Consider the following 24,515-nt stretch of genomic DNA (forward strand, 5'->3'; position numbering starts at 1 on the left):
CCCGGGCGAACGCGTCAGTAGACGACCACCGAGCGGATCGACTCGCCCGCGTGCATGAGATCGAAGCCCTTGTTGATCTCGTCGAGCGAGAGCGTGTGCGTGATCATCGGATCGATCTCGATCTTGCCGTCCATGTACCAGTCGACGATCTTCGGCACGTCGGTGCGCCCGCGCGCTCCGCCGAAGGCCGTGCCCTTCCAGACCCGGCCGGTCACGAGCTGGAAGGGACGGGTCGAGATCTCGGCACCCGCGGGCGCCACGCCGATGATCACCGACTCCCCCCAGCCGCGATGGGTGCATTCCAGCGCCGCGCGCATGACCTGCACGTTGCCGGTACAGTCGAAGGAGTAGTCGGCGCCGCCGATCTGGTCGGCCTTCGTCTTGGTCAGATCCACGATTGCCTGCGTGACGTTCTCGACCTCGTTCGGGTTGACGAAATGGGTCATTCCGAAACGCTCGGCCTGGGCGCGCTTGTCGGGGTTGATGTCCACCCCGATGATCATGTCCGCGCCGGCGAGGCGAAGTCCCTGGATCACGTTGAGCCCGATGCCGCCCAGCCCGAAGACGGCGGCCTTCGCCCCGATCTCGACCTTGGCGGTGTTGATCACCGCGCCGACGCCGGTGGTCACCCCGCAGCCGATGTAGCAGACCTTGTCGAAGGGCGCGTCCTGGCGGATCTTCGCCACCGCGATCTCGGGCAGGACCGTGTGGTTGGCGAAGGTCGAGCAGCCCATGTAGTGGTGCAGCACGTCGCCATCCAGCGTGGAGAAGCGCGAGGTCCCGTCGGGCATGAGGCCCTGGCCCTGCGTCGACCGGATGGCGGTGCACAGATTGGTCTTCTGGCTCAGGCAGGACGGGCACGCGCGGCACTCGGGCGTGTAGAGCGGGATGACATGATCGCCCGGCTTCACGCTGGTGACGCCCTCGCCCACCTCGACGACGATGCCCGCCCCCTCGTGGCCCAGGATCGACGGGAAGAGGCCCTCGGGGTCCGCGCCCGAGCGCGTGAACTCGTCGGTGTGGCAGATGCCGGTGGCCTTGATCTCCACCAGGACCTCTCCGGCCCTCGGCCCCTCGAGGTTGACGTCCATGATCTCCAGCGGCTTGCCGGCCCCTAGGGCCACGGCGGCTTTCGTGCGCATGCGCTCCTCCCCTGCTGTCGCGGCACCAGCCTGTGGCAAGCGCGCGGCCATTTCAACTCGGCATCGACATGTCGTGAGGCTTCCGCGACACTCCCCATGCAGGGAAAAGGAGACCGCCATGCCAGGACGCCTTGCCGCATTTTCGCTCCTGCCGCTCGCGCTGGCCGCCTGCGGGCCCGCGCCCGGCGACCCGGGGGACGCGTGCGGCGCCTCCACCATGCAGTTCCTCGTGGACCGACCCGCCAGTATCCTGGACGGGGTGGCGCTGCCGGAAAACACGCGCGTGCTGCGCCCGGGCCAGCCCGCCACGATGGATTTCCGTCCCGACCGGATGACCATCACCGTGGACGAGGCGGGCCGCATCTTGCGGGTGGACTGCGTCTAGGACAGGGCCGGGCCTCGACTCGCCGGCCGACTCGGCCTAGATCAGGGCGAGAACATACAAAGAACATCCTTTCGGTCATGTCCCCGCGGCGCATCTTGTCGATCTGGTTTCCCCGGCTCGCGGCCGAGCGGCTGCTGCGGCTCGGCGCATCCTGTCCCGACAGCCCCTTCGCGGTGGTCCGCGACGCGCGGCAGCGCCAGGTGCTCGCCTCAGTCTCGGCGGCGGCCGAAGCGGCGGGGCTTTCTCCCGGCCAGCCGCTCGCCGACGCCATGGCGGTCTGCCCGGGCCTCGTGACACGGCGCGAGACCCCCGCGGCCGAAGCCGCCTTCCTCGCCGCGCTGCGCCGCTGGGCGGAACGCGTCTCGCCCTGGATCGCCGAGGAGCCGCCCGACGGGCTCGTGGCCGACATCACCGGCTGCGCCCATCTCTTCGGCGGCGAGGCGGGGCTTCTCGACCGGATCGTGCAGGATTGCGCGGGCTTCGGCCTGACGGTGCGCGCCGCCATCGCCGACACGCGCGGCGCGGCCTGGGCGCTCGCGCACCACGCCGGGGCGGCCGGCGCGCCGCACCGCTCGGGCGACGAGATCCGCCAGGAGGCACGCGCCACCCGCGCCACCGCCGCCCGACGTCCCCGCAACAGACCCGCCGCGCCAGCGCCGCAGACAGGCTGCATCGCGCCGCCCGGACGGACGCACAGCGCGCTCGCCGCGCTGCCGGTGGCCGCGCTCCGGCTGGAGCCGGACACCGCCGAGGCGCTCGCCCGGCTCGGCCTGCGCCGGATCGGCGATCTGGCCGGCCAGCCGCGCGCCGCGCTCGCGCGCCGCTTCGGCCCTGCCCTCGTCACGCGTCTCGACCAGGCCTTCGGCGCGGCGCCAGAGCCGGTCTCCCCGGCCGCGACCCCGCCGCATTTCGCCGCCCGCCTCACCCTGCCCGACCCGATCGGGCTGGAGGCCGACGTGATGGCCGCGCTCGACCGGCTGCTCGAGCGTGTCTGCGCGCGGCTCGCGACGGCCGGTCGGGGCGCGCGGCGGCTCCGGCTCGAGGCGATGCGCGCCGACGGAACGCACGAGACGGTGGAGGTCGGCCTCGCCCGCCCCGCCGCCGACCCCGACCGCATCCGCCCGCTCTTCGCGCTGAAGATCGGCGGGATCGAGGCGGGCTTCGGGATCGACGCGCTGCGCCTCGAGGCCACGCTGACCGAGCCCGTGTCCGCGCGCCGTCCCTGCGGCCATCTCGACGCGGGCGCGGCCGCGCGCCGCGACGCCACGCCGGAGGGCGCGCTCGAGGACCTGATCGGCCGGCTCGGCGCGCGCATCGGGCTCGAGGCGATCACCCGCCGCCACCCGGCCGGAAGCCACGTCCCCGAGAAGACCGCGACGGTGCAGGCCGCCGCCTGGACAGGGCCCTTCGACAGCCGCTGGCCCGCGCCCCCCGCGCCGCGCCCGCTCTCGCTCTGGCGTCCCGAACCGGTGAACGCACCCGAAACCCCCGGGCCGCCCGCGCGGTTCCGCTGGCGCGGGCGTGACCTCGCCACCGCCGCCGCCGAGGGGCCCGAGCGGATCGCGCCCGAATGGTGGCTCGACGATCCCGACTGGCGCACCGGGCAGCGCGACTACTGGCGGGTGACGACCTCGGCAGGCGACAGGCTCTGGCTCTACTACGCCCATGGCGGGACCATGTCGCCCGGCTGGTTCTGCCACGGCGCCTTCGCGTGAATGCCGCGCGTCACCGGCTTCTTCTTGGCCCCAATACTCCCGCCGGAGGCCGGCCGCCGCAGGCGGCCCCGGCAAAGCCGTCCCGGCGCAGCCGGGTCCGCCGGGACGCGCCCGGCTCAAAGACCGCGCACACCCCCGAGCACCATGTCGGCGGCAAGATCGGCGTAATCCTCGCGCGACAGGCCCTTGCCGGGCCGGTGCCACATGTAGACCCAGTTGAGGATGCCGAAGACCGACATGGTCACCGCGCGCAGCCGGTCGGCGTCGAGCCCGGGCGCCTCGGCGGCGACAGCCTCCGACATCTCCCGCACCACGCGGCGCTGCGCCGCCACGAGCGGCGCCTTCATCTCCTCCGGCAGCGTGGCGAGGGCGTCGAGCTGCAGCTTGTGCTCGGCGTCGGCGTCCTCGTAGGCGGCGAGAAGGGCCGCCATCAGCGCGCGAAGCCCGCCCGGGCGCGCCGCCTCGGCGCGCTCGGCGAGTTCGGTCAGATGCGCCTCGAGAATGTCGAAGAGCAGCGCCTCCTTGCTGTCGTAATAATGGTAGAGCAGCGCCTTCGACACGCCGCAGTCGCGCGCCGCGCCCGCCATGGAGGCGCGGTCGTAGCCGTGCCGCGCGAAATAGCGCGCGGCCCCCTTGCGCAGCGCCGCGCGCTTGGCATCGTGATCGCGTGCAAGCCCCCGTGCCACCGGCCGCGTCAGCCGTCCTTCGGGCGGTTGTCCACGATGCGCACGGCCTTGCCCTGACTGCGCGCGACCGAACCGGGGTCCGCGACCTCCACCACCACGGTCACGCCAACCACGCTCTTGATCTTGTGCCGCAACTCCTGGCCCGCGCGCATCCGCGCCTCGGGTTCGGCCGCCAGGGCGGTGCATTCGCATTTCACGCGCATCTCGTCCTTGTGGCCCACGCGGTCGAGTTCCAGCTGGAAATGCGGCGCGAGGCCCTGCACCGTCATCAGCTGCTCCTCGATCTGGGTCGGGAACACGTTGACGCCGCGCAGGATGATCATGTCGTCGGAGCGCCCCGTGATCTTCTCCATGCGCCGCATCGCACGCGCGGTCCCCGGCATCAGCCGCGTGAGGTCCCGCGTCCGGTAGCGGATGATCGGAAACGCCTCCTTGGTCAGCGAGGTGAACACCAGCTCGCCCCGCTCGCCGTCCGGCAGCACCTCGCCCGTCGCCGGGTCGATCACTTCGGGGTAGAAATGATCCTCCCAGACATGCAGCCCGTCCTTCGTCTCGACGCATTCGTTGGCGACGCCCGGGCCCATGACCTCCGAGAGCCCGTAGATGTCCACCGCGTGCATGTCGAAGGTCTCCTCGATCTCGCGGCGCATGGCGTCGGTCCAGGGCTCGGCGCCGAACACGCCCACCTTGAGCGGCGAGCGGCGCGGGTCGAGGCCCTGGGCGTGATACTCGTCGATGATCGAAAGCGCGTAGGACGGCGTGACGGTGATGCCGTCGGCGCGGAAATCCTCGATCAGGCGGACCTGCCGCTGGGTCATGCCGCCCGATATGGGTACGGTGGTCAGCCCCAGTTTCTCGGCGCCCAGATGCACGCCGAGGCCGCCGGTGAAGAGGCCGTAGCCATAGGCGTTGTGCAGAAGGTTCCCGCGCCGCAGACCCGCCGCCCGGAGCGAGCGGGCCACCACCGTGCCCCAGACGTCGAGATCGTTTGCGGTATATCCCACCACCGTCGGCTGGCCCGTGGTTCCCGAGGAGGCGTGGATGCGCGCCACCTGCTCACGCGGGACGGCGAACATGCCGAAGGGGTAGTTGTCGCGCAGGTCCGTCTTCACGGTGAAGGGGAACTTCGCGAGGTCCGACAGCTCGTTCAGGTCGTCGGGATGGACACCGGCCGCGTCGAAACCCGTCTTGTAGAACGGCACGTTCTCGTAGGCGTGGCGCAGCGACCATTTCATGCGCTCGAGCTGCAGCGCCGCGATCTCGTCGCGCGAGGCGGTCTCGATCGGTTCGAGGTCTCCGGGCTTGGGCGAAAGATCTTCCATCACACGGCCTCCAGCAGCAGCGAGATTCCCTGTCCCACGCCGATGCACATCGTGCAGACGGCGCGCCTTGCCCCGATGTCGCTCATGCTGATCGACGCGGTGAGCGCGAGCCGCGCGCCCGACATCCCCAGCGGATGGCCGAGCGCGATGGCGCCGCCGTTGGGGTTCACGTGCGCCGCGTCGTCGGGCAGCCCGAGCTCGCGCAGCACGGCGAGGGCTTGGCTCGCGAAGGCCTCGTTGAGCTCCACGAGATCGATGTCGCCGATCGACAGCCCGTGCCGCTCCATCAACTTCTTCGTCGCGGGCGCCGGCCCCATCCCCATGATGCGCGGCGGAACGCCCGCCGTCGCCATGCCGGCGATGCGCGCGCGGGGGGTGAGCCCGTATTTCTCCACCGCCGCGGCGGAGGCCACGATCAGCGCGGCGGCGCCGTCGTTCACGCCCGAGGCGTTGCCCGCGGTCACGGAGCCATCCGCGCGGAAGGGGGTATGAAGGCTCGCCAGTTTCTCGATCGAGGTCTCGCGGGGATGTTCGTCGCGCGTGACCTCCACCGGCGGGCCCTTGCGCTGGGGCACCTCGACGGGCGTGATCTCGCGCGCCATCCGCCCCGACCCGATCGCGGCCATGGCGCGGGTCTGCGAGCGCAGCGCGAAGGCGTCCTGGTCATGGCGCGCGACGTTGAAATCCGCCGCCACGTTCTCGGCCGTCTCCGGCATGGAGTCGACGCCGAAGCGCGCCTTCATCTCCGGGTTCACGAAGCGCCAGCCGATGGTCGTGTCGTGGATCTCGGCCTGGCGCGAGAAGGCGCTTCCCGCCTTGGGCATCACGAAGGGCGCGCGGCTCATGCTCTCCACGCCGCCCGCGAGCACGACCTGGGCCTCGCCCAGCCGGACGGCGCGCGCGGCCATGCCCACCGCGTCGAGGCCCGAGCCGCAGAGCCGGTTGACGGTGGTGCCCGGCACCTCCTCTCCGAGCCCGGCCAGAAGGGCCGCCATGCGGGCCACGTTGCGGTTGTCCTCGCCGGCCTGGTTGGCGCAGCCCATGATAACCTCGTCCACCGACAGCCCGGGAAAGGGCGCGACGACCTCGCGGATGACATGGGCCAGCATGTCGTCGGGCCGCACCGACGAAAGCGCCCCGCCGAAGCGGCCGATGGGGGTGCGAAGCCCCTCGCAGAGATAGGCGTCGGTCATGTCTCCTCCTCGAAATGCTGCCCCTGGATCTGGCGGGAATGGCCGCGGAACTGCGCCACCTCGCGCCCGTCGGGGGCGGTCACCGCAACGTCGTAGATGCCCGACCGCCCGGCGCGGCTCACCTCGCGGCAGACCGCACTCAGCCGTTCGCCCTGCCGGCCCGGCGACAGGAAGGTGACGACGTTCATCTGCGCCACGACGTTGGTGTTGTAGCTGTTGCAGGCGAAGGCGAAGGCGCTGTCGGCGAGCGTGAAGATGTAGCCGCCGTGGCAGATGTCGTGCCCGTTCAGGTGATGGTCCTGCACCTCGAAGCTGAGCGTAGCGGTGCCCGGACCCACGGCGTCGAGCGACATGCCGAGCCACTTCGACGCGCGGTCGTTGGCCCACATGGCCGCGGCGCTCTTCTCGGCGCGTTCCTGAGGCGTCACCGGCCCCTCCTCCCCTGATCGGCCGCACGATGCACATAACCGACCGGACGGTCAAGAGTGTTGATTTCCGCCGCCGCCGCCCCCATGCTCTCCGCGACACCCGGAGGAGGTTTCCCATGCTCGCACCCGAAAGCTACGCCGCCGGCCACTGGGTCGCGCCAGGGCCTGAGGCCCGCCCGATCCTCGGCCCCGTGGACGGCCGGCAGATCGCCCGCGCCGGCGGCGCCGATCTCGACTTCCAGGCGATGATCGACTGGGCAGTGCAATCCGGCGGCCCGGCGCTGCGCGCCATGACGTTCCACGAGCGCGCGAAGATGCTGAAGGCGCTCGCGACTTACCTGAACGAGCGGAAGGAGGAGCTTTACGCCCTCAACCCGCTCACCGGCGCCACGCGCCGCGACGGCGCGGTGGACATCGACGGCGGCATCGGAACGGTCTTCGTCTTCGCCTCCAAGGGCCGGCGCGAGATGCCCGACGGGCACGTCTATCTCGACGGCGCGGTGGAGCAGCTGTCAAAGGGCGGAAGTTTCCTCGGCCAGCACGTCGCGGTGCCGCTTCGGGGCGTCGCGGTACAGATCAACGCCTTCAACTTTCCGGTCTGGGGCATGCTGGAGAAGCTCGCGCCGACGCTGCTGGCGGGGATGCCCGCCATCGTGAAGCCCGCGACACAGACCTGCTACCTGACCGAGGCGTGCTTTCGCATGATCGTCGAGTCGGGGATCCTGCCCGACGGCGCGGTGCAGCTCGTCGTCGGCGGCACGGGCGACCTGCTGGATCGCCTCGGGCCGCAGGACGTGGTCAGCTTCACGGGCTCGGCCGACACGGCGGTGAAGCTGCGCTCCAATCCCAACCTGACCCGTCGCTCAGTGCGCTTCCATGCCGAGCAGGACAGCCTCAATGCCTCGATCCTCGGCCCCGACGCGGTGCCCGGCACGCCCGAGTTCGACCTGTTCGTCAAGGAGGCGGCGAACGAGATGACGACCAAGGCGGGGCAGAAATGCACCGCCACGCGCCGCATGATCGTGCCCGAGGCGCAGCTCGACGCGGTGGCCGAGGCGCTCTCCGATCGGCTTGGCAAGACGACGGTGGGCGACCCGGCGGCCGAGGGCGTGCGCATGGGCGCGCTCGCCTCCGCCGACCAGAAGGCCGACGTGCTGGAGAAGATCGCAGCCTTCGCCCACGAGGTGGAGCGCGTCTGCGGCGACCCGGAGCAGTTCGAGCTCTCGGGCGCCACCCATGAGGGCGCGTTCCTGCCGCCCATGCTCTTCCGCTGCCCCGACCCCGATTCGGCCTCTGCCGTCCATGCGGTGGAGGCCTTCGGCCCGGTCTCCACGCTCCTGCCCTACCGCGATCCGGCCCATGCCGCGGCGCTCGCCAATCGCGGGGAAGGCTCGCTCGTGGCCTCGGTCATCACCCACGATCCGGAGGTCGCGCGGGAGATCACGCTCGAGGCCGCGGCCTGGCACGGCCGGCTCTACTTCAACGACCGCGACTCGATGAAGGAATCCACCGGTCACGGATCGCCGCTTCCGCACATGGTCCATGGCGGGCCGGGCCGCGCGGGCGGCGGAGAGGAGCTTGGCGGCGTGCGCGGCGTGCTCCACTACATGCAGCGCACCGCGGTGCAGGGCAGCCCCGATATCCTGACCGCCATCGGCGGCCAGTGGGTCCGTGGCGCTGCGGAGAAGACGGGCCCGGCCCATCCCTTCCAGCGCACCTTCCACGAGCTTCGGATCGGCGAGACGCTCCATACCCCGGAGCGCGAGGTCACGCTCGAGGACATCGAGCATTTCGCCGAGTTCACCGGAGATACCTTCTACGCCCACATGGACGAGGACGCGGCGCGGGCGAACCCCTTCTTCCCGGGCCGCGTGGCGCACGGCTACCTGCTCCTGTCCTTCGCCGCCGGCCTCTTCGTGCAGCCGGACCCGGGCCCGGTGCTCGCCAACACCGGATTGAACGCACTGTCTTTCCAGAAGCCGGTCAGCCCCGGCGACTGCGTGAAGGTGCGCCTGACGGTCAAGCGCAAGACCCGCCGCACCGACGATTACGGCGAGGTCGCCTGGGACGTGGCGATGACCAACCAGGAGGGCGAGCAGGTCGCCAATTACGAGCTTCTCACGATGGTTTCCTATTCCCGCTGATCCGGGGTAGAGCGCGGGGATGGACCCGCTCGCCCCCGTCATCGCCGCGCTTCACGCCGAAAGCCGCCCGCGCGTCTGGTCGCTCGTCATCACGGTCTTCGGCGACAGCGTCCAGCCACGCGGCGGCAGCATCGCCACGGTGCGCCTTCAGCGTCTGATGGAGCGTGTCGGCATCACCTCCGGCACGCTTCGCACCGCGCTCTCGCGGCTACGCCGCGACGGCTGGGTCGAGACCGAGCGCACGGGGCGTCACAGCCGCTACCGGCTGAGCGCCGAGGGGCTCGCCCGCTTCGCGCCCGCGACCGCGCGGATCTATGCCCCGCCGGTGACGGCGCCCGTCACGGAATGGACGCTCTGCCAGGGCTGCGAGGAGGAGGCAGGGTTCCCGGTCGCCCCGGGCCTCCGGCTTCTGCCCGGCAGGGCGCCGGAGGGCGCCACCCTCGCCGTCACCGGGCAGCTTTCCGCCCTCGCGCCCGGGATGCGCGAGGCGCTCTTGCCGCCCGAACAGCAGGCCGCGATCGCCGCGCTTCTCGCGGACGTCGCCGCGCTCGACGGGCCGGAGATGGGGCCTCTCGACGCCGCCGCGGCGCGCACGCTTCTCGTGCACCGCTGGCGGCGGCTGGTGCTGCGCTGGCCGGAACCGCCCGCGGAACTTCTGCCCGAGGCGCTGCGGCCCCGGGCGGCGGCGAGCCCGCGCGCCGCGGTTGCCCGGATTTATCACGCGCTGACCCCCGCCGCCGACGCGTGGTTCGACACCCCGCTCGACGACGTGCCGCCCATGCCGCCCGCCGGGCCGGCGACGGCCGCACGCTTCGGCGGGCCAGCGCAGGCTTGATTTGTGACGCGAAGGGCGCAAATCTTCCGCAGATGAACTCCTTCACGCCCCTGCACGCCGCCAGCGCGCCCGACCGCATCGCCTTCGACCGCGCCGAACTGGGCGTGATCCTGTCGCTCTACGGCCGCATGGTCGCCGCCGGGGAGTGGCGCGACTACGGCATCTCGACGCTGCGGGAGGCCGCGATCTTCTCGGTGTTCCGTCGCACCGCGGAACACCCCCTCTACCGGATTGAGAAGCGGCCGAAGCTGCGGGCCCGGCAGGGACAATACGCGGTGATCGGCATGGACGGCCGCATCCTGAAGCGCGGGCACGACCTCAAGACGGTGCTCCGGGTCCTCGAACGAAAGCTGATCCGGGCGGTGGAGTAGCGGCTCGGCCGAGACGCTTGCGCGCGGTCACCGGCCCGTCGCCCTGCGCCTCGATCCGGGCAAGGGCTTCCCGAAGCGGTTCTTCGGTCACGGCCATGTGGTGGGCGTTGGCGTGGAGGAGCGTCTCAGGGTCCGCCACCCAGGCCACATGCCCTTTCCAGAACAGCAGGTCGCCCCTGCGAAGCGGCGCGTCTTCCCCGAGCAGCCTGCCCAGCGCCGCCTCCTGCATGTCGCTGTCGCCGGGGCAGACGATGCCGCAGGCGGTGCAGGCGATCTGGACGAGGCCGGAACAGTCGATGCCCCACGCGGAATTCCCGCCCCAGAGGTAGGGCGTGCCCAGAAGCCGGGCGGCGACGGCGACCGGATCGGCCTCGGGCGTGTCGAGCGGTGCGAGATGGCAGGACGGCACGAAGCCACCGGGCGTCTCGGCGAAACGCCCGGAGACGCCGGTGACGACGACGCGCGCGCCGAGGCTGAGCGCCCTCCGCTCGCGCCGCTTCATGTCCGCCGCGGGGTAGAGATGCGTGGCGTGCGCCGCGACCCGGTGCGTGGGATGTGCGGGCTCTCCCAGACAGGTTTCGGCCAGATAGCCCACATAGCCGTCCGCCTCGGCCTGAACGAAGGCCCAGCCGTCGCGCCGCTCGTAGACCGTGACCGGGGCGCCGAAGAGAAGCTGCCGGTCGCGCGCGCCTTCGGGCGCCGCGAGAAGCTCGGCCACCGGCGCGATCACGGAGGCCGGTTCCCCCTCGACGAAGCGCGGCGCGGCAACCCGGCCGGCCAGATGCGCCGCCGCCACGCGGGCGTTGACCGGCGTGGTGCGGCGGTCGCTCACAGCCCGAGCGCGCCGGGCAGCGCGTCGAAGAGCGCCCGCGCGCCCTGCGCGGCACCGCCGCGCGGGCGGCCGGGCGCGGATTTCGGCTGCCAGCCGTAGATGTCGAAATGCGCGTAGGTCCCGGCCTGCTCCACGAAGCGGCGCAGGAAAAGCGCGGCCGTGATCGATCCCGCGAACCCGCCCGAGGGCGCGTTGTCGAGATCGGCGATGCCGGGCTCGATCATCGTCTCGTAGGGGTCGTGGAAAGGCATCCGCCACACCGGGTCGGCCAGCCGCGCGCCCCCATCCAAGAGCGCCCGGGCCAGCCCGTCCGAGCCGGTGTAGAACGGCGCGAGGTCGGGCCCCACCGCCACGCGCGCCGCGCCGGTCAGCGTCGCCATGGAGACGACGATCTCGGGCGCCTCCTCGTCGGCGAGCGCCAGCGCGTCGGCGAGCACCAGCCGACCTTCCGCGTCGGTGTTGTTGATTTCCACGGTCAGCCCCTTGCGCGAGGTCAGGATGTCGCCCGGCCGCATCGCGTGGCCCGCCACCGCGTTCTCGACCGCCGGGATCAGCACCCGCAGGCGCACCGGCCAGCCCGCGTCCATAATCATCCGCGCGAGGCCGAGCACCGTGGCCGCGCCGCCCATGTCCTTCTTCATCAGCGCCATGCCCTGCGCGGGTTTGAGGTTGAGCCCGCCCGTGTCGAAACAGACGCCCTTGCCCACCAGCGTCAGCCTTGGCCCCGTCTCGCCCCAGGACATGTCGACGAGGCGCGGCTCCTCCGGTCCCGCCCGGCCCACGGCGTGGATCATGGGCAGGTTGGCCGGCGCCAGCGCCTCGCCCCGCGTCACCGTCATGCGGGCGCCGAATTGCCCGGCAAGCTCGGCACAGGCCGCTTCCAGCGCGCCCGGCCCCATGTCTGCGGCCGGCGTGTTCACGAGGTCGCGGGCAAGCGCCTCGCCGGCGGCGAACCGCTCCACCCGCGCGGCGTCCACGCCCTCCGGCGCCACGAGGCGGCGCGGCTTCGGCGGTTCCGACCCCGCGCGGTACCGGTCGAAACGGTAACCGGCGAGCAGCCAGCCCAGCGATTCGGCCTCGGCCGTCCCGGCGGGGAGCGGCGCGGCAAGGCGGTAGTCCCCCGGCGGCAGGGCGCCCGCCGCGGCGGCCAGCGCGAAACGCTCGCGCCGCCGCTGCGCCGGCGTCCCGTATCCCGCGGCCGCGGCCGCGGGCGCGCCATCGGGTCCGGGCAGCAGCAGCGCCTCGCCGAGGCCGCCGCCGAATCCGGCCGCGCGCGCCCAGGCCTGCTGCGTCTCGGGCAGGCCGGCGCGCCACGTCTCGATCTCGTCGCACTGCACGAGCCAGAGCGGCAGCGCCGCGGCGTCCGCTGGGGCGAAGGCGAGTGTCATGGGCGCGATCCTCCTGCGATGGGCGGCGTCAGCCTAGCGGCGCGTCCGCCGCCCGCAAGGGGTTGCGGCGCGGCGCGGCATGACGAAGGATTGCGCGCGACGGAAAATTCCGCTCGAATTCGGTCGTCAAAGGGCGTATCGGCGGTGTCCGACCGCGCCCCGGGGAGGCCCAGCCGCACCATGAAGACCCGCGCCACGCCGCTGCCCGCCTATCTCGTCCAGCGCTATCACGGCTGGAAGGCGACCGGCTACGCCCAGAACCGCGCCTGGTACAAGCACCTCGCGCGCGAGGGCCAGCACCCCCGCGCCATGGTGATCTCCTGCTGCGACAGCCGGGTCCACGTCACCTCGATCTTCGGCGCGGACCAGGGAGAGTTCTTCATCCACCGCAACGTCGCCAACCTCGTGCCGCCCTACGAGCCGGGCGGCCATCATCACGGCACCTCGGCGGCGGTGGAATACGCCGTGAACGCGCTGCATGTCGCGCACCTGATCGTGCTCGGACACTCGAACTGCGGCGGGGTGCAGGGCTGCATCCAGATGTGCCGGGGTCATGCGCCCGAGCTGGAGGATGCGTCGAGCTTCGTGGGCCGCTGGATGGACATCCTTCGCCCCGGCTGGGAGCGCGTGAAGGACGAAACCGACCCCGAGGCGCAGGCCCGCGCGCTGGAAAAGGCCGCGGTGGTGATCTCGCTGGAGAACCTGATGAGCTTCCCGTTCGTGTCGGACGCCGTCGACGCGGGACAGCTCAGCGTCCACGGGCTCTGGACGGAGATCGGGGAGGGCGCGCTGGAATCCTACGATCCACACGCGGGCGGCTTCCGCCCGCTCTGACGGTCAGTTGAGGAACTCGCCCGCCGCGTCAGAGCCCGGCAGCGCGACCACGCAAGGGCGACCCAGACGCGCCGATAGCGCGGCAAGCGGCACGCCCAGGAAGGAGGCGGTGCAGATCGCCCGCCCGCTCGCCGCGCCGATCACCGTGAGCCGGCCGCCCCGGATCGCGAGCTTCAGCCCCCGCGCCGCAAGTTCCGCACGCAGCGCCCGCCAGCTTTCGGCCTCTTCGAAAAGCGGGGCGAGGTGCGCGCGCAGAAGCGTCGCGGTCTCGCAATCCATCTCTGCGCCGTCATGGCGCCACCGGGTGAAGAGATCCTCTTCCGCGCGGTCGGCGGCGTCCTGCCTGCCGTCAAGATCCATGGGCGCCGGCCTCGTTTTCCTGCCTCGTGTCACGTCTGCCTCGCACGGCCGCGGGTTGTCGCTCCCGCTTACGGTAGCGGCAGAGTAGCGCGGCAATGAGGCCCAAAACAGGAAACTCGGCGGCGACGTGCCACGTCGCCGCCGCAAGGCCGCATTTCTGCAACGCGATCGGCGGCTTCAGCCTTTCTTCAGACAGCGGCTGCCCAGCAATTCGGCGATCTGCACGGCGTTGAGCGCCGCGCCCTTCCGGAGATTGTCCGACACGACCCAGATGTTGAGCCCGTTGTCGATCGTCGGGTCCTGGCGGATCCGGCTGACGAAGGTGGCGAAATCGCCGACGCACTCGACCGGCGTGACGTAGCCGCCGTCCTCGCGCTTGTCGATCACCATGATCCCCGGCGACTGGCGCAGGATGTCGCGTGCCTCGTCCTCGTCGAGGTGCTCCTCGAACTCGAGGTTGATCGCCTCGGCGTGACCGACGAAGACCGGCACCCGCACGCAGGTCGCCGTGACCTTGATAGCGGGGTCGACGATCTTCTTCGTCTCCGCCACCATCTTCCACTCTTCCTTGGTGGACCCGTCCTCCATGAAGACGTCGATATGCGGGATCACGTTGAAGGCGATCTGCTTCTGGAACTTCTTCGGCGCGATCTCGTCGGTCGGGTTGTAGACGGCCTTGGTCTGGTCCCAGAGCTCGTCCATCCCCTCCTTCCCGGCGCCCGAGACCGACTGGTAGGTCGAAACCACCACCCGCTTGATGCGCGCACGGTCGTGCAGGGGCTTCAGCGCCACCACCATCTGCGCGGTGGAACAGTTCGGGTTGGCGATGATGTTCTTCTTCGCGTAGCCGTCGATGGCGTCGGCGTTCGCCTCGGGCACGATGAGCGGGACGTCGGGGTCCATGCGGTAGAGCGACGAATTGTCGATCACCACGCATCCGGCCTTGGCGGCCCGCGGCGCGTAGGTCTTCGTGGCGTCCGAGCCGATGGCGAAGAGCGCCATGTCCCAGCCCGTGAAATCGAACGTGTCGAGGTCCTGGGTCTTGAGCGTGCGGTCCCCGAAGCTCACCTCGGTGCCCAGCGAGCGGCGGCTCGCAAGCGCGGCGACCTCGTCGGCGGGAAACTCCCGCTCGGCGAGGATGTTGAGCATTTCGCGGCCCACGTTGCCCGTGGCCCCCACGACGGCGATCCTGTAGCCCATCCGGCTCTCCTTTCCCGGCCGGCGCCCGCATCGGGCGCCGCGCAATCGGCGGCGTGATACAGGAACGCCGCGCCGGGTGGAAGGGCCGGGGATGGCGCATGGGCGCGCGGGGCGCTATACGGGCGGCCATGAGCCGCGCCGACCACGATGTCTTCATGCTTCTCGTCGAGGTGGGCCGAAAGCCCGGCGACGGGCTGCCCGACGCGGCGAGCGGCGCCGCGCTCGTCTGCTACGCGTCGGGCGTCGACGAGGCGGAGGCGGTGCGCGAGACGGTGGCGGTGCTGCGCCAGGCGGGCCTCGCGCCCCTCGATGTCACCGCTTACGGCACCGCCGCGGAACGCCGCGCCGCCGGTCATGACATCCCCGCCGAGGAAGAAGACCTCATGGCGCGCGCCCGCGACGAGAACGCCGTCATCGTCGCCCAGATGACGCCGCTTCACGACGGGGCGTCCGCGACGGAAGACTGAGCCGGAACCGGGCCGCGCGGGCATCGTCGCATTTGCCCTCGCCCGCGATCCGCGCTAGGCGCCCAGCGAGTTCGACCTGCCGCGGAGCGACGCACATGGCCACCGATCCAGCCCGCCTGACCGCCGACCTGGTCCGCTGCCCCTCCGTCACGCCCGAGGAGGGCGGGGCGCTCGCGCTGCTCGAGTCGCTGCTCTCCGGGGCCGGCTTCCGGTGCGTCCGGGTCGACCGTGGCGGCGTCGCCAATCTTCTCGCGCGCTGGGGCGAGAAGGGCGCGGTGCGGAGCTTCGGCTTCAACGGGCATACCGACGTGGTGCCCGTGGGCGACGAGGACGCCTGGTCGGTGCCGCCCTTCGCCGCGGAGGAGCGGGACGGCGTGCTTTACGGGCGGGGCGCCACCGACATGAAATCAGGCGTGGCCGCCTTCGCCGCCGCCGCGGTGGATTTCGTGCAGGAGACCCCGCCCGGGGACGGCGCAATCCTGCTCGCCATCACCGGCGACGAGGAAGGCCCGGCGGTGGACGGCACCGCGGCGCTTCTGGACTGGATGGCCGCCGAGGGCGAGGCGATGTCGGTCTGCCTGGTGGGCGAGCCCACCAGCCGCGAGCGCCTCGGCGACACGGTGAAGATCGGGCGGCGCGGATCGCTCAACGCCGTCTTCACGGTGACTGGCGTGCAGGGGCACGCGGCCTACCCCCATCGCGCGAAGAACCCGCTGCCGGCGATGGCGCGGCTGATGGACCGTCTGGCCTCGGCCGAGCTCGACAACGGGACGGAGCATTTCGACCCGTCCACCCTCGCCGTCGTGACCATCGACACCGGCAACCCCGCCACCAACGTGATCCCCGCAGCCTGCCGCGCCACGGTGAACGTCCGCTTCAACGACCGCCACACGGGCGAAAGCCTGTCCGCCTGGCTCCGGTCCGAGGCGGCGGCGGTGGCCGAGACCTTCGGCGTCGGCATCGATCTGCGGATTTCCGTCTCTGGCGAGGCGTTCCTGACGCCCCCCGGGCCGTTCTCCGATCTCGTCGCGCGCGCGGTCGAGGCGGAGACCGGCGTCACGCCGGAACTGTCCACCTCCGGGGGCACCTCTGACGCACGCTTCGTCAAGGATCACTGCCCGGTGGTGGAGTTCGGCCTCGTGGGCAAGTCCATGCACCAGGTTGACGAGCATGTGCCGCTTCCCCACATCCACAGCCTGAAGGCGATCTACGCGCGGATCCTCCGCGACTTCTTCGCCTGATCCTTTCACCGGGGCCGCATCGCCCGATGCGCCTTTTGCCAGACCACCGCGCCACCGCAGCCGCCCGGCGCCCGCGCCCCGCCCGAGGGGCGGCCCGGGCGCCATTTCGCGATGACGCCTTTTCCGCGACGTGATACGCCGAGCCCATGAGCACACTTCCCTCCAAGGACGAGATCCTGCGCTGGATCGAGGAGCACCCGACGCTCAATTCCAAGCGCGACATCGCCAAGGCCTTCGGCCTCAAGGGCGCCGAACGGATCGACCTCAAGCGCCTGCTCAAGGAGCTCGAGGCCGAGGGTCATCTCGAGAAGCGCAAGAAGACCTACCGCGACCCCGAAAGCCTGCCGCCGGTGACGGTGCTGCAGGTTCTCGCGCCGGACGCCGACGGCGACCTGTTCGCCCGCCCGCTGGAATGGCACGGCGAGGGGGTGGAGCCGCGTGTCCTTTTCGTCCCGCGCGCGAGCGATCCCGCCCTCGGCGAGGGCGACCGCATCCTGGCGCGCCTCACCCGCGTGAAGGGCGGAGAGCACAACTACGAGGCCCGCCTGATCCGCCGGATCGGATCGAACCCGCGCCGCGTTCTGGGCATCTTCCGCGCGCGGGCCGAGGGCGGGCGGATCGTGCCCATCGACAAGGGCGACGGCAAGGAGTGGACCGTGGCGCAGGGCGCCACGCTGGGCGCGAAGGACGGCGAACTCGTCGAGGCCGAACAGGCGGGTCCGGCGGGCCGCATGGGCCTGCCCCGCGCGCGCATCCTGGAACGGCTGGGCGATCCTTCCGCGCCCAGGGCCGTCTCGCTCATCGCGATCCACCAGCACGGCATCCCGCACGACTTCCCCGACGAGGTGGTGGAGGAAGCCGACCGGATGAAGCCCGCCGGGCTCTCCGGCCGCGAGGACCTGCGCGAGCTGCCGCTCGTCACCATCGATCCGTCCGACGCGCGCGACCACGACGACGCGGTCTGGGCCCATGCCGACGACGACCCGAGGAACGCGGGCGGGCACGTCATCTGGGTCGCTATCGCCGACGTGGCGCATTTCGTGCGGCCCGGTTCCACCCTCGACCGCGAGGCGAAGAAACGCGGCAACTCCAGCTACTTTCCCGACCGCGTGGTGCCGATGCTGCCCGACCGGCTGTCGGGCGATCTCTGCTCGTTGCACGAGGGCGTGCCGCGCCCGGTGATCGCGGTGCGCATGCAGATCGACACCGCCGGGCGCAAGATCTCGCACCGCTTCCAGCGCGGGCTGATGCGGTCGGCGGCCTCGCTCACCTACGAACAGGTCCAGGCCGCCGAGGACGGCGCGCCGGACGACCGGACGGGACCGCTGGTGGACGAGGTCGTTCACCCCCTCTTCGCGGCCTACCGCGCGCTCGTCCGGGCGCGCGAGGCGCGTCAGCCCCTCGACCTCGACCTGCCCGAGCGCAAAGTGGAACTGTCCGAGGAGGGCAAGGTCGTCTCGGTGAATTTCCGCGACCGGCTCGACGCGCACCGCCTCATCGAGGAGTTCATGGTGCTGGCCAACGTGGCCGCCGCCGAGACGCTGATCGCGCGCAAGTCCCCGCTGCTCTTCCGCGTGCACGAGGAGCCCTCGCCGGAGAAGCTCGAAAGCCTGCGCGACACCGCCGAGGCCGCGGGCTTCACGCTGGCCAAGGGCCAGGTGCTGAAGACCGAGCACCTCAACCGCCTGCTCGACCAGGCGGCGGGAAGCGATGAGGCCGAACTCATCAATCTTTCCACCCTGCGGTCGATGACGCAGGCCTATTACTCGCCCGCGAATTTCGGGCATTTCGGGCTGGCGCTGCAGTCCTACGCGCATTTCACCTCGCCGATCCGCCGCTACGCCGACCTCGTGGTGCATCGCGCGCTCATCACCGCCCATGGCTGGGGCGACGACGGGCTGTCGCGGGAAGAGATCGACCGGCTGGAGCAGACCGCGACGCACATCTCCGAGACCGAGCGCCGCTCGATGATGGCCGAGCGCGACACCAACGACCGCTACCTCGCCGCCTACCTGTCGGACCGGGTGGGCGCGGAGTTCACCGGGCGCATCAGCGGCATCGCGCGTTTCGGCGTCTTCGTGAAGCTCGACGAGACCGGCGCCGACGGGCTCGTGCCGATGCGCGCGCTGGGGCACGAGTATTTCCACTTCGACCGCGACAGCGGCACGCTCATGGGCGCGGACACCGGCACGAAGATCTCGGTGGGCCAGAGGGTCACCGTCCGCCTGACGGAGGCCGCGCCGGTGACCGGCGGGCTCGCGCTCGAACTGGTCGAGCTCGAGGACCGGAAGATGCCGCGCCCCTCGGCGCCGCGGGGCAAGCCGCCGAAGCGCAAGGCCCAGCGCGCCCAGCACAAGGACGCCAAGACCAAGCGCAAGGTCACGCGGAAGGCGCGCCGCTAGGCGAGCGCCCGCCGCTCGCCGGCGGCCCGGCGACGGGCCGCTTTCGGAACCGGCGGGTTCGCGCTATTGTCGGGGAAAACATAGCGAGCCGAGCAGCCCATGACCCGTCTCCGTTCCGCCGGCCTTCTTGCGGCCGCGACACTGCTTCCCGTTCCGGCAGCCGCGGGCCCCGACGCGTCGCCCCGCCCCGAGGCACGCGCCGCCGCCGCGCTCACCACGGAGCTTCGGCCCGCGATGGCCGTGTTCCTGCCGGGCACGTCACTGCGGCCGCGCCACCGGCCTGCCGACCTCGTGACCGTCGCGACGGAGAACAGGATGCCCGTGCCCGCCGCCAAGGACGCCGCCTTCCGCGACTGGATCGGCGGGTTCCGAGCCCGCGCCCAGGGGATCCGCGACGATGTGTTCGACGCGGCCTTCCGCGGCGTGCGCTACGACGCCGCGATCATCGAGCGCGACCGCAACCAGTCGGAGTTCACCAAGACGATCTGGGACTACCTCGACAGCGCCGTCTCCGAGACGCGCATCCGCAACGGGCGCGCCGCGCTCGAGCGCCACGGCGCCACGCTGGCGCGCATCGAGGCGCGCTACGGCGTCGAGAAGGAGGTCGTCGCCGCGATCTGGGGGTTGGAATCGGCTTACGGCACATTCCGGGGCGAAACCGACGTGATCGAAGCGATGGCGACGCTGGCCTTCGACGGCCGCCGCGGCGCCTTCTTCGAGGAGCAGCTCGTGGCCGCGCTGAAGATCCTGCAAAGCGGCGACACCACCGCGCGCAACATGCGGGGCAGCTGGGCCGGGGCGATGGGCCACACCCAGTTCATGCCCACCTCCTACCTAGCCCATGCGGAGGATTTCGACGGCGACGGCCGGCGCGAGATCTGGGGCGAGGATCCGACCGACGCGCTCGCCTCGACCGCCGCCTACCTGAAGCATTTCGGCTGGGTGAAGGGCATGCCCTGGGGCGTCGAGGTGCAGCTCCCGCAAGGCTTCGACTACCGCCTCGCGGATCGCGAGATCCTGAAGATGCCGTCTGACTGGGCAAGGCGCGGCGTGGTCGGCATGGACGGCCGCCCGGTGCGGGATTTCGGCGCGGCCTCGGTGCTGCTGCCGGCAGGATCGAAGGGCGCGGCGTTCCTGATCTTCAAGAATTTCGAGGTGCTGGAGCGCTACAACACCGCCGACGCCTACGTGATCGGCGTGGGCCATCTTTCCGACCGGCTGCGGGGCGGGCCGCCGTTCCGGGGCGGCTGGCCGCGCGGGGACCGGGCGCTCACCTACGACGAGCGCAAGGAGATGCAGCGCCGGCTGACCAGCGCGGGGTTCGACACGCAAGGCGTCGACGGCCGCATCGGGCCGCTGACGATCGCGGCGGTACGCGCCTTCCAGCAGTCCCGCGGCATCGTGCCCGACGGCTACGCCTCGCTCGCGCTGCTCGAGCGGCTGAGATGAGCTGCCAATGACCCAGGCGCAACACCCGTATCCGGGACTTGGCCTCGCGAACAGACTGATCGGCGGCACGGCGAACCGCCTGACGCCATTCTACCGGCGCCACCCCTATCGCGGCGACCTTTGGTGGAGCGAGGTCGACATGCGCGTCGTGGTCTGTCCGCAGACCGGCTTCCTCTACAATCGTCTTCCGAAGAACGCCAACAGCACCGTCACGAGCCTTCTTGCGAACCGCATCTTCGGCCCGGACGACGCGGTCTCGCCGAAGCATCGTTTCGTGAGGCCCTCCCGGCTTTCGGCGGCGCAGGTGCGCGCGGTCGAGACCGACTATTTCAAGTTCGTCATCTTGCGCGACCCCTACACGCGTACGCTTTCGGCGTTTCTCGACAAGGTCATGAAACCGCGCACGCAGCGACGCGGTCCGTGGCGGTGGTTCGCGCGGCACGGCATCGAAACGCCGAGCTTCGAGGACTTCTGCAAGTATCTCGACGATGGCGGGCTGCATGCGGACAATCACTGGGCGCCGCAGGTCGATGGGCTGGTATTGCCGCTGGATCGCTTCGACATGGTTGCGCGTCTGGAGGCGCTGCAAGCCGATCTCGACACGATTCACCGCAGGCTTTTCGGCGCGCCGCTCGGCGAATTGCAGCGCAAGGGCCCCAAAAGCACCGGCGCCGAAGGAGAGATCGCCCGGCACTACACCCCGCATGCGGCGGAGATCGTGTCGCGGCTCTTCGCGCGTGATTTCTCGGAACTGGGCTACCCCGTGCGGGACGTCACGGCCTGACAGGGCAAGAGCGCAGGGCGCGCGCCACCTTGTGGAAAGCCCGGGCGACTGACACAGTGCGCCGCGAACGAAGGGGGCACGTCATGGGCAACGCAGCCGAAACGCCGGCGCAGGCGGCGCAGCGGGCCTCGCGATCAGAACCGGCCCGCAATCCCGGCGGGCGGCTGGACTTGCGGTGGCTTGAAACCGTCTCGATGGACGGGGCGGCGCTGGAACGCGAGGCCGCAGCCAGACCCGACCTACCCGATGCAGAGCGCACGGAGTGGCTGGCGCGCGCCCTCGGCATGATCGACCTCACCACCCTTTCGGGCGACGACACGCCGGAGCGCGTGCGGACGCTGGCCGCGACCGCGCGCGCGCCGCTGCCGGAGGATCTCGCGCGTCGGATCGGGCAGGAGGAGCGAACGGTCGCGGCGGTCTGCGTCTACCATGCGATGATCCCGGCGGCGCGCGAGGGTCTCGCCGGAACGGACATTCCCGTGGCCGCCGTCTCGGCGGGTTTCCCGCACGGTCTCTCGCCCCTGCGCGCGCGGATCGTGGAGATCGAGGAGAGCGTGCGCGCCGGCGCGGCGGAGATCGACGTGGTGATCCCCCGCCACCTCGCGCTCGCCGGGGACTGGCGGACGCTGCACGACGAGCTCGCCGCCTTCCGGGACGCCTGCGGGCCGGCGCATCTCAAGGTGATCCTCTCCACCGGGGAACTCGGCGACGCGACGACGATCGCGCGCGCGGCGCTGGTGGCGATGATGGCGGGCGCGGATTTCGTCAAGACCTCGACGGGCAAGGAGGCGGTCAACGCCACCCTGCCCGCCGGGCTGGCCATGATGCGCGCGATCCGGGATTACCGCGACCGGACGGGCCATGAGGTGGGTTTCAAACCCGCGGGCGGCATCTCGAAGGCGGAGGATGCGCTCGCCTGGCTCGCGCTCCTGCGCCGGGAACTGGGCGAGGCGTGGCTCACCCCCGCGCGCTTCCGCTTCGGCGCGTCCTCGCTCCTGGCCGACATCGCGCGCGCGCTCGAAGAGGCCGCGCCGGCCTGAGCCTCACGTCCAGTCCAGCACCACCTTGCCGCTCCGGCCCGAGAGCATGGCGGCGAAGCCTTCCTCGAAGCGGTCCACGGGGAAACGGTGGGTGATGACGCCGCGCACGTCGAGCCCGTTCTCGAGCATGGCGATCATCTTGTACCAGGTCTCGAAGATCTCGCGGCCGTAGACGCCCTTGATGGTGATCGCCTTGAAGACGATGCGGCTCCAGTCGACGGGCGACTTGCCGGGCGGGATGCCCAGAAGCGCGATGCGCCCGCCCATCACCAGCGCCTCCACCATCTGGTCGAGCGCCGCCTGGCTGCCCGACATCTCGAGCCCGACGTCGAAGCCCTCCTTCATGCCGAGCCGCGCCTCCACCGCGGCGAGATCCTCCTCGGCGACGTTCACCGTCACCACGTCGGCGACCCTTGCAGCAAGCGCGAGCCGGTCGGGGTTGATGTCGGTGATCACGACGTGGCGCGCGCCCACATGCCGCGCCACCGCAGCCGCCATGATCCCGATCGGGCCCGCCCCCGTCACGAGCACGTCCTCGCCCACCAGATCGAAGGAGAGCGCGGTGTGCACCGCGTTGCCCAGGGGATCGAGGATCGCGCCGATCTCTTCGTCGATCTCGTCGGGCAGCGGCACCACGTTGAAGGCGGGCAGACGGAGATACTCGGCGAAGGCGCCGGGCTCGTTGACCCCGACCCCGCGCGTCTCGGGGTCGAGGTGGAACTTCCCCGCGCGGCTCTGGCGCGAGTGCCGCCCGATCAGGTGCCCCTCGCCCGAACAGCGCTGGCCGATCGCCAGGTCCTCGACGTTCCGGCCCATCTCCACGATCTCGCCCGCGAACTCGTGACCGGTGACGAGCGGCACCGGCACGGTGCGCCGCGCCCAGTCGTCCCAGTTCCAGATATGGATGTCGGTGCCGCAGATGCCCGTCTTCCTGACCCGGATCAGCACGTCGTCGGGGCCGATCTCGGGGACGGGCTCCCGGCGCATCCAGAGCCCCTCGCGGGGCTCGGCCTTCACCAGCGCCTTCATGTCGTTCAGCATCAGATCACTCCCTCGGCCTTGCCCGCGCGCTCGAAGGCGGCGAGCGCGCGGTCGAGCTCCTCCCGCGTGAGCGCCGCGTTCATCTGCGTGCGGATGCGCGCCGCGCCCCGCGGCACGACGGGGAAGAAGAAGCCCGAGACATAGACCCCCTCCTCGAATAGCCGCGCGGCCATGGCCTGCGCCGCGCGCGCCTCGCCCAGCATCACCGGCACGATCGGATGCTCGCCCGGCAGAAGGTCGAAGCCCAGCCGCTCGAGCCCCGCCCGCCAGTAGGCGGCGTTCTCGAAGAGCCGCGCGCGCAGCTGCTCGCCCTCCTCCACGATGTCGATGGCCGCGATGCCCGCCGCGCAGACCGCCGGCGGCAGCGCGTTGGAGAAGAGATAGGGCCGCGCGCGCTGGCGAAGCAGGTCGATCACGGGCTGCGGCCCGGCCACGTAGCCGCCGATCGCGCCGCCCAGCGCCTTGCCGAGCGTGCCGGTCAGGATATCGACCTGCACGCCCGCATGCGCCGGCGTGCCGGCGCCGCGCGCCCCCATGAAGCCGGTGGCGTGGCAGTCGTCCACCATGACCATCGCGCCGTAACGCTCCGCCAACCGGGTGATCCCGGGCAGATCGGCGAGATAGCCATCCATCGAGAAGACGCCGTCGGTCGCGATCAGGATGTCGCGCGCGCCCGCCGCGCGCGCCTCGGCGAGCTTCGCCTCGAGATCGGCCATGTCGGAATTGGCGTAGCGGTAGCGCCGCGCCTTGCAGAGCCGGATACCGTCGATGATCGAGGCGTGGTTGAGCGCATCCGAGATCACGGCGTCCTCGGGCCCGAGCAGCGGTTCGAAAAGCCCGCCATTGGCGTCGAAACAGGCCGCGAAGAGAATCGCGTCGTCCATGTCGAGGAAAGCCGCGAGACGCCGCTCCAGATCCCGGTGCAGGTCCTGCGTGCCGCAGATGAAGCGCACGCTCGCCATGCCCCATCCGTGATCGTCCATCGCGGCCTTGGCCGCGTCGATCAGCCGGGGATCGTCGGCAAGCCCGAGGTAGTTGTTGGCGCAAAGGTTGATGACCTCGCGCCCGGCCACGGTGACCTCCGCGGCCTGCGGCGAGGTGATCTCGCGCTCGCGCTTGATCAGGCCCTCCGCCTCCAGCGCCGAAAGCTCGTCCCGGATCCGCGTCAGAAAGCTGTCTTGCATCGCCGTTCTCCCTTTCCCGTCCGTCTGCGGCCCGCGCACCGCGAAGTCAACGCGGGCTCAGGGTGACGCGGC

The 24,515-nt window shown here is 71.2% G+C and carries 23 protein-coding genes; 12 read left to right on the top strand and 11 right to left on the bottom strand.

Features of this window, described 5'->3' with window-relative positions; all coding sequences use genetic code 11:
- Positions 1-14 precede the first annotated feature (14 nt).
- The gene (locus AB6A69_RS10855; RefSeq protein WP_371060778.1) at positions 15-1,142 is read right to left on the bottom strand and encodes an S-(hydroxymethyl)glutathione dehydrogenase/class III alcohol dehydrogenase; all 1,128 of its coding nucleotides are present in this window, start codon (positions 1,140-1,142) and stop codon (positions 15-17) included.
- Positions 1,143-1,260: 118 nt separating this feature from the next.
- Here AB6A69_RS10855 and AB6A69_RS10860 point away from each other — a divergent pair, with 118 nt between their 5' ends.
- Together AB6A69_RS10860 and AB6A69_RS10865 are read left to right on the top strand one after the other, a co-directional pair.
- Positions 1,261-1,527 (top strand): I78 family peptidase inhibitor, encoded by a 267-nt coding sequence (locus AB6A69_RS10860; RefSeq protein WP_371060779.1) that lies wholly within the window; start codon positions 1,261-1,263, stop codon positions 1,525-1,527.
- A gap of 77 nt (positions 1,528-1,604) precedes the next feature.
- Positions 1,605-3,242 carry a DUF6504 family protein gene (locus AB6A69_RS10865; protein ID WP_371060780.1) on the top strand — a complete coding sequence of 546 codons (1,638 nt, stop codon included), beginning with the start codon at positions 1,605-1,607 and terminating at the stop codon, positions 3,240-3,242.
- A 116-nt stretch (positions 3,243-3,358) separates the two neighbouring features.
- Here the strand turns inward: AB6A69_RS10865 and AB6A69_RS10870 are convergent, their stop codons facing one another.
- From AB6A69_RS10870 to paaI, 4 genes are read right to left on the bottom strand one after another with little or no spacing between them, the layout of a single operon-like run.
- Positions 3,359-3,928 carry a TetR/AcrR family transcriptional regulator gene (locus AB6A69_RS10870; RefSeq protein WP_371038702.1) on the bottom strand — a complete coding sequence of 190 codons (570 nt, stop codon included), beginning with the start codon at positions 3,926-3,928 and terminating at the stop codon, positions 3,359-3,361.
- Positions 3,929-3,936: 8 nt separating this feature from the next.
- Positions 3,937-5,250: a phenylacetate--CoA ligase PaaK gene (paaK, locus tag AB6A69_RS10875; RefSeq protein WP_371060781.1), complete on the bottom strand. Its 1,314-nt coding sequence runs from the start codon at positions 5,248-5,250 to the stop codon at positions 3,937-3,939.
- On the bottom strand, positions 5,250-6,443 hold the full coding sequence (gene pcaF, locus AB6A69_RS10880) for a 3-oxoadipyl-CoA thiolase (RefSeq protein ID WP_371060782.1): 1,194 nt from the start codon (positions 6,441-6,443) through the stop codon (positions 5,250-5,252). Before pcaF ends, paaK begins: the two co-directional genes overlap by 1 nt.
- On the bottom strand, positions 6,440-6,871 hold the full coding sequence (paaI, locus tag AB6A69_RS10885; protein WP_371055593.1) for a hydroxyphenylacetyl-CoA thioesterase PaaI: 432 nt from the start codon (positions 6,869-6,871) through the stop codon (positions 6,440-6,442). The genes pcaF and paaI overlap by 4 nt, the downstream gene beginning before the upstream one ends.
- 116 nt (positions 6,872-6,987) lie before the next feature.
- Between paaI and paaZ the strand changes: the two genes are divergently transcribed.
- Genes paaZ through AB6A69_RS10900 form a run of 3 tightly spaced genes read left to right on the top strand, consistent with a single transcriptional unit; the run spans position 6,988 to position 10,221 of the window.
- Positions 6,988-9,015 carry a phenylacetic acid degradation bifunctional protein PaaZ gene (paaZ, locus tag AB6A69_RS10890; RefSeq protein ID WP_371060783.1) on the top strand — a complete coding sequence of 676 codons (2,028 nt, stop codon included), beginning with the start codon at positions 6,988-6,990 and terminating at the stop codon, positions 9,013-9,015.
- Between the two features lie 19 nt (positions 9,016-9,034).
- Positions 9,035-9,850 carry a PaaX family transcriptional regulator C-terminal domain-containing protein gene (locus AB6A69_RS10895; protein ID WP_371060784.1) on the top strand — a complete coding sequence of 272 codons (816 nt, stop codon included), beginning with the start codon at positions 9,035-9,037 and terminating at the stop codon, positions 9,848-9,850.
- Between the two features lie 32 nt (positions 9,851-9,882).
- Positions 9,883-10,221: a DUF2794 domain-containing protein gene (locus AB6A69_RS10900; RefSeq protein WP_371060785.1), complete on the top strand. Its 339-nt coding sequence runs from the start codon at positions 9,883-9,885 to the stop codon at positions 10,219-10,221.
- On the opposite strand, the gene AB6A69_RS10905 is transcribed toward AB6A69_RS10900, so the two are convergent.
- A complete protein-coding gene (locus AB6A69_RS10905; protein ID WP_371060786.1) occupies positions 10,169-11,053 on the bottom strand; it encodes a C40 family peptidase in 885 nt (294 codons plus the stop codon). The two genes, AB6A69_RS10900 and AB6A69_RS10905, sit on opposite strands and share 53 nt — an antisense overlap.
- Positions 11,050-12,441, bottom strand: a complete 1,392-nt coding sequence (locus AB6A69_RS10910) for a M17 family metallopeptidase (protein ID WP_371055588.1) — start codon at positions 12,439-12,441, stop codon at positions 11,050-11,052. Before AB6A69_RS10910 ends, AB6A69_RS10905 begins: the two co-directional genes overlap by 4 nt.
- Before the next feature lie 180 nt (positions 12,442-12,621).
- Here AB6A69_RS10910 and AB6A69_RS10915 point away from each other — a divergent pair, with 180 nt between their 5' ends.
- The gene (locus AB6A69_RS10915; protein WP_371060787.1) at positions 12,622-13,275 is read left to right on the top strand and encodes a carbonic anhydrase; all 654 of its coding nucleotides are present in this window, start codon (positions 12,622-12,624) and stop codon (positions 13,273-13,275) included.
- 3 nt (positions 13,276-13,278) lie between these two features.
- On the opposite strand, the gene AB6A69_RS10920 is transcribed toward AB6A69_RS10915, so the two are convergent.
- Positions 13,279-13,635, bottom strand: coding sequence for a hypothetical protein (locus AB6A69_RS10920; RefSeq protein ID WP_371060788.1), 357 nt, complete (start codon positions 13,633-13,635; stop codon positions 13,279-13,281).
- Positions 13,636-13,812: 177 nt separating this feature from the next.
- A complete protein-coding gene (locus AB6A69_RS10925; protein WP_371038713.1) occupies positions 13,813-14,835 on the bottom strand; it encodes an aspartate-semialdehyde dehydrogenase in 1,023 nt (340 codons plus the stop codon).
- Positions 14,836-14,963: 128 nt separating this feature from the next.
- Between AB6A69_RS10925 and AB6A69_RS10930 the strand changes: the two genes are divergently transcribed.
- From AB6A69_RS10930 to deoC, 6 genes are all read left to right on the top strand, one after another.
- The gene (locus AB6A69_RS10930; RefSeq protein ID WP_371038714.1) at positions 14,964-15,302 is read left to right on the top strand and encodes a hypothetical protein; all 339 of its coding nucleotides are present in this window, start codon (positions 14,964-14,966) and stop codon (positions 15,300-15,302) included.
- Between the two features lie 95 nt (positions 15,303-15,397).
- On the top strand, positions 15,398-16,543 hold the full coding sequence (gene dapE, locus AB6A69_RS10935; protein WP_371060789.1) for a succinyl-diaminopimelate desuccinylase: 1,146 nt from the start codon (positions 15,398-15,400) through the stop codon (positions 16,541-16,543).
- Positions 16,544-16,689: 146 nt separating this feature from the next.
- Positions 16,690-18,945 (top strand): ribonuclease R, encoded by a 2,256-nt coding sequence (rnr, locus tag AB6A69_RS10940; protein WP_371060790.1) that lies wholly within the window; start codon positions 16,690-16,692, stop codon positions 18,943-18,945.
- A 99-nt stretch (positions 18,946-19,044) separates the two neighbouring features.
- Positions 19,045-20,394, top strand: a complete 1,350-nt coding sequence (locus tag AB6A69_RS10945) for a lytic murein transglycosylase (protein ID WP_371060791.1) — start codon at positions 19,045-19,047, stop codon at positions 20,392-20,394.
- A 7-nt stretch (positions 20,395-20,401) separates the two neighbouring features.
- Positions 20,402-21,178 (top strand): sulfotransferase family protein, encoded by a 777-nt coding sequence (locus AB6A69_RS10950; RefSeq protein ID WP_371060792.1) that lies wholly within the window; start codon positions 20,402-20,404, stop codon positions 21,176-21,178.
- An 83-nt stretch (positions 21,179-21,261) separates the two neighbouring features.
- Positions 21,262-22,218, top strand: coding sequence for a deoxyribose-phosphate aldolase (deoC, locus tag AB6A69_RS10955; RefSeq protein WP_371060793.1), 957 nt, complete (start codon positions 21,262-21,264; stop codon positions 22,216-22,218).
- 3 nt (positions 22,219-22,221) lie between these two features.
- Here deoC and tdh read toward each other — a convergent pair whose 3' ends face one another.
- A complete protein-coding gene (gene tdh, locus AB6A69_RS10960) occupies positions 22,222-23,259 on the bottom strand; it encodes an L-threonine 3-dehydrogenase (protein ID WP_371060794.1) in 1,038 nt (345 codons plus the stop codon).
- Positions 23,259-24,443 carry a glycine C-acetyltransferase gene (locus AB6A69_RS10965; RefSeq protein WP_371038721.1) on the bottom strand — a complete coding sequence of 395 codons (1,185 nt, stop codon included), beginning with the start codon at positions 24,441-24,443 and terminating at the stop codon, positions 23,259-23,261. The genes tdh and AB6A69_RS10965 overlap by 1 nt, the downstream gene beginning before the upstream one ends.
- Between the last annotated feature and the right edge of the window lie 72 nt (positions 24,444-24,515).

The organism is Rhodosalinus sp. 5P4, assembly GCF_041365695.1.
In the GTDB taxonomy this organism is placed as follows: Bacteria; Pseudomonadota; Alphaproteobacteria; order Rhodobacterales; family Rhodobacteraceae; genus Rhodosalinus.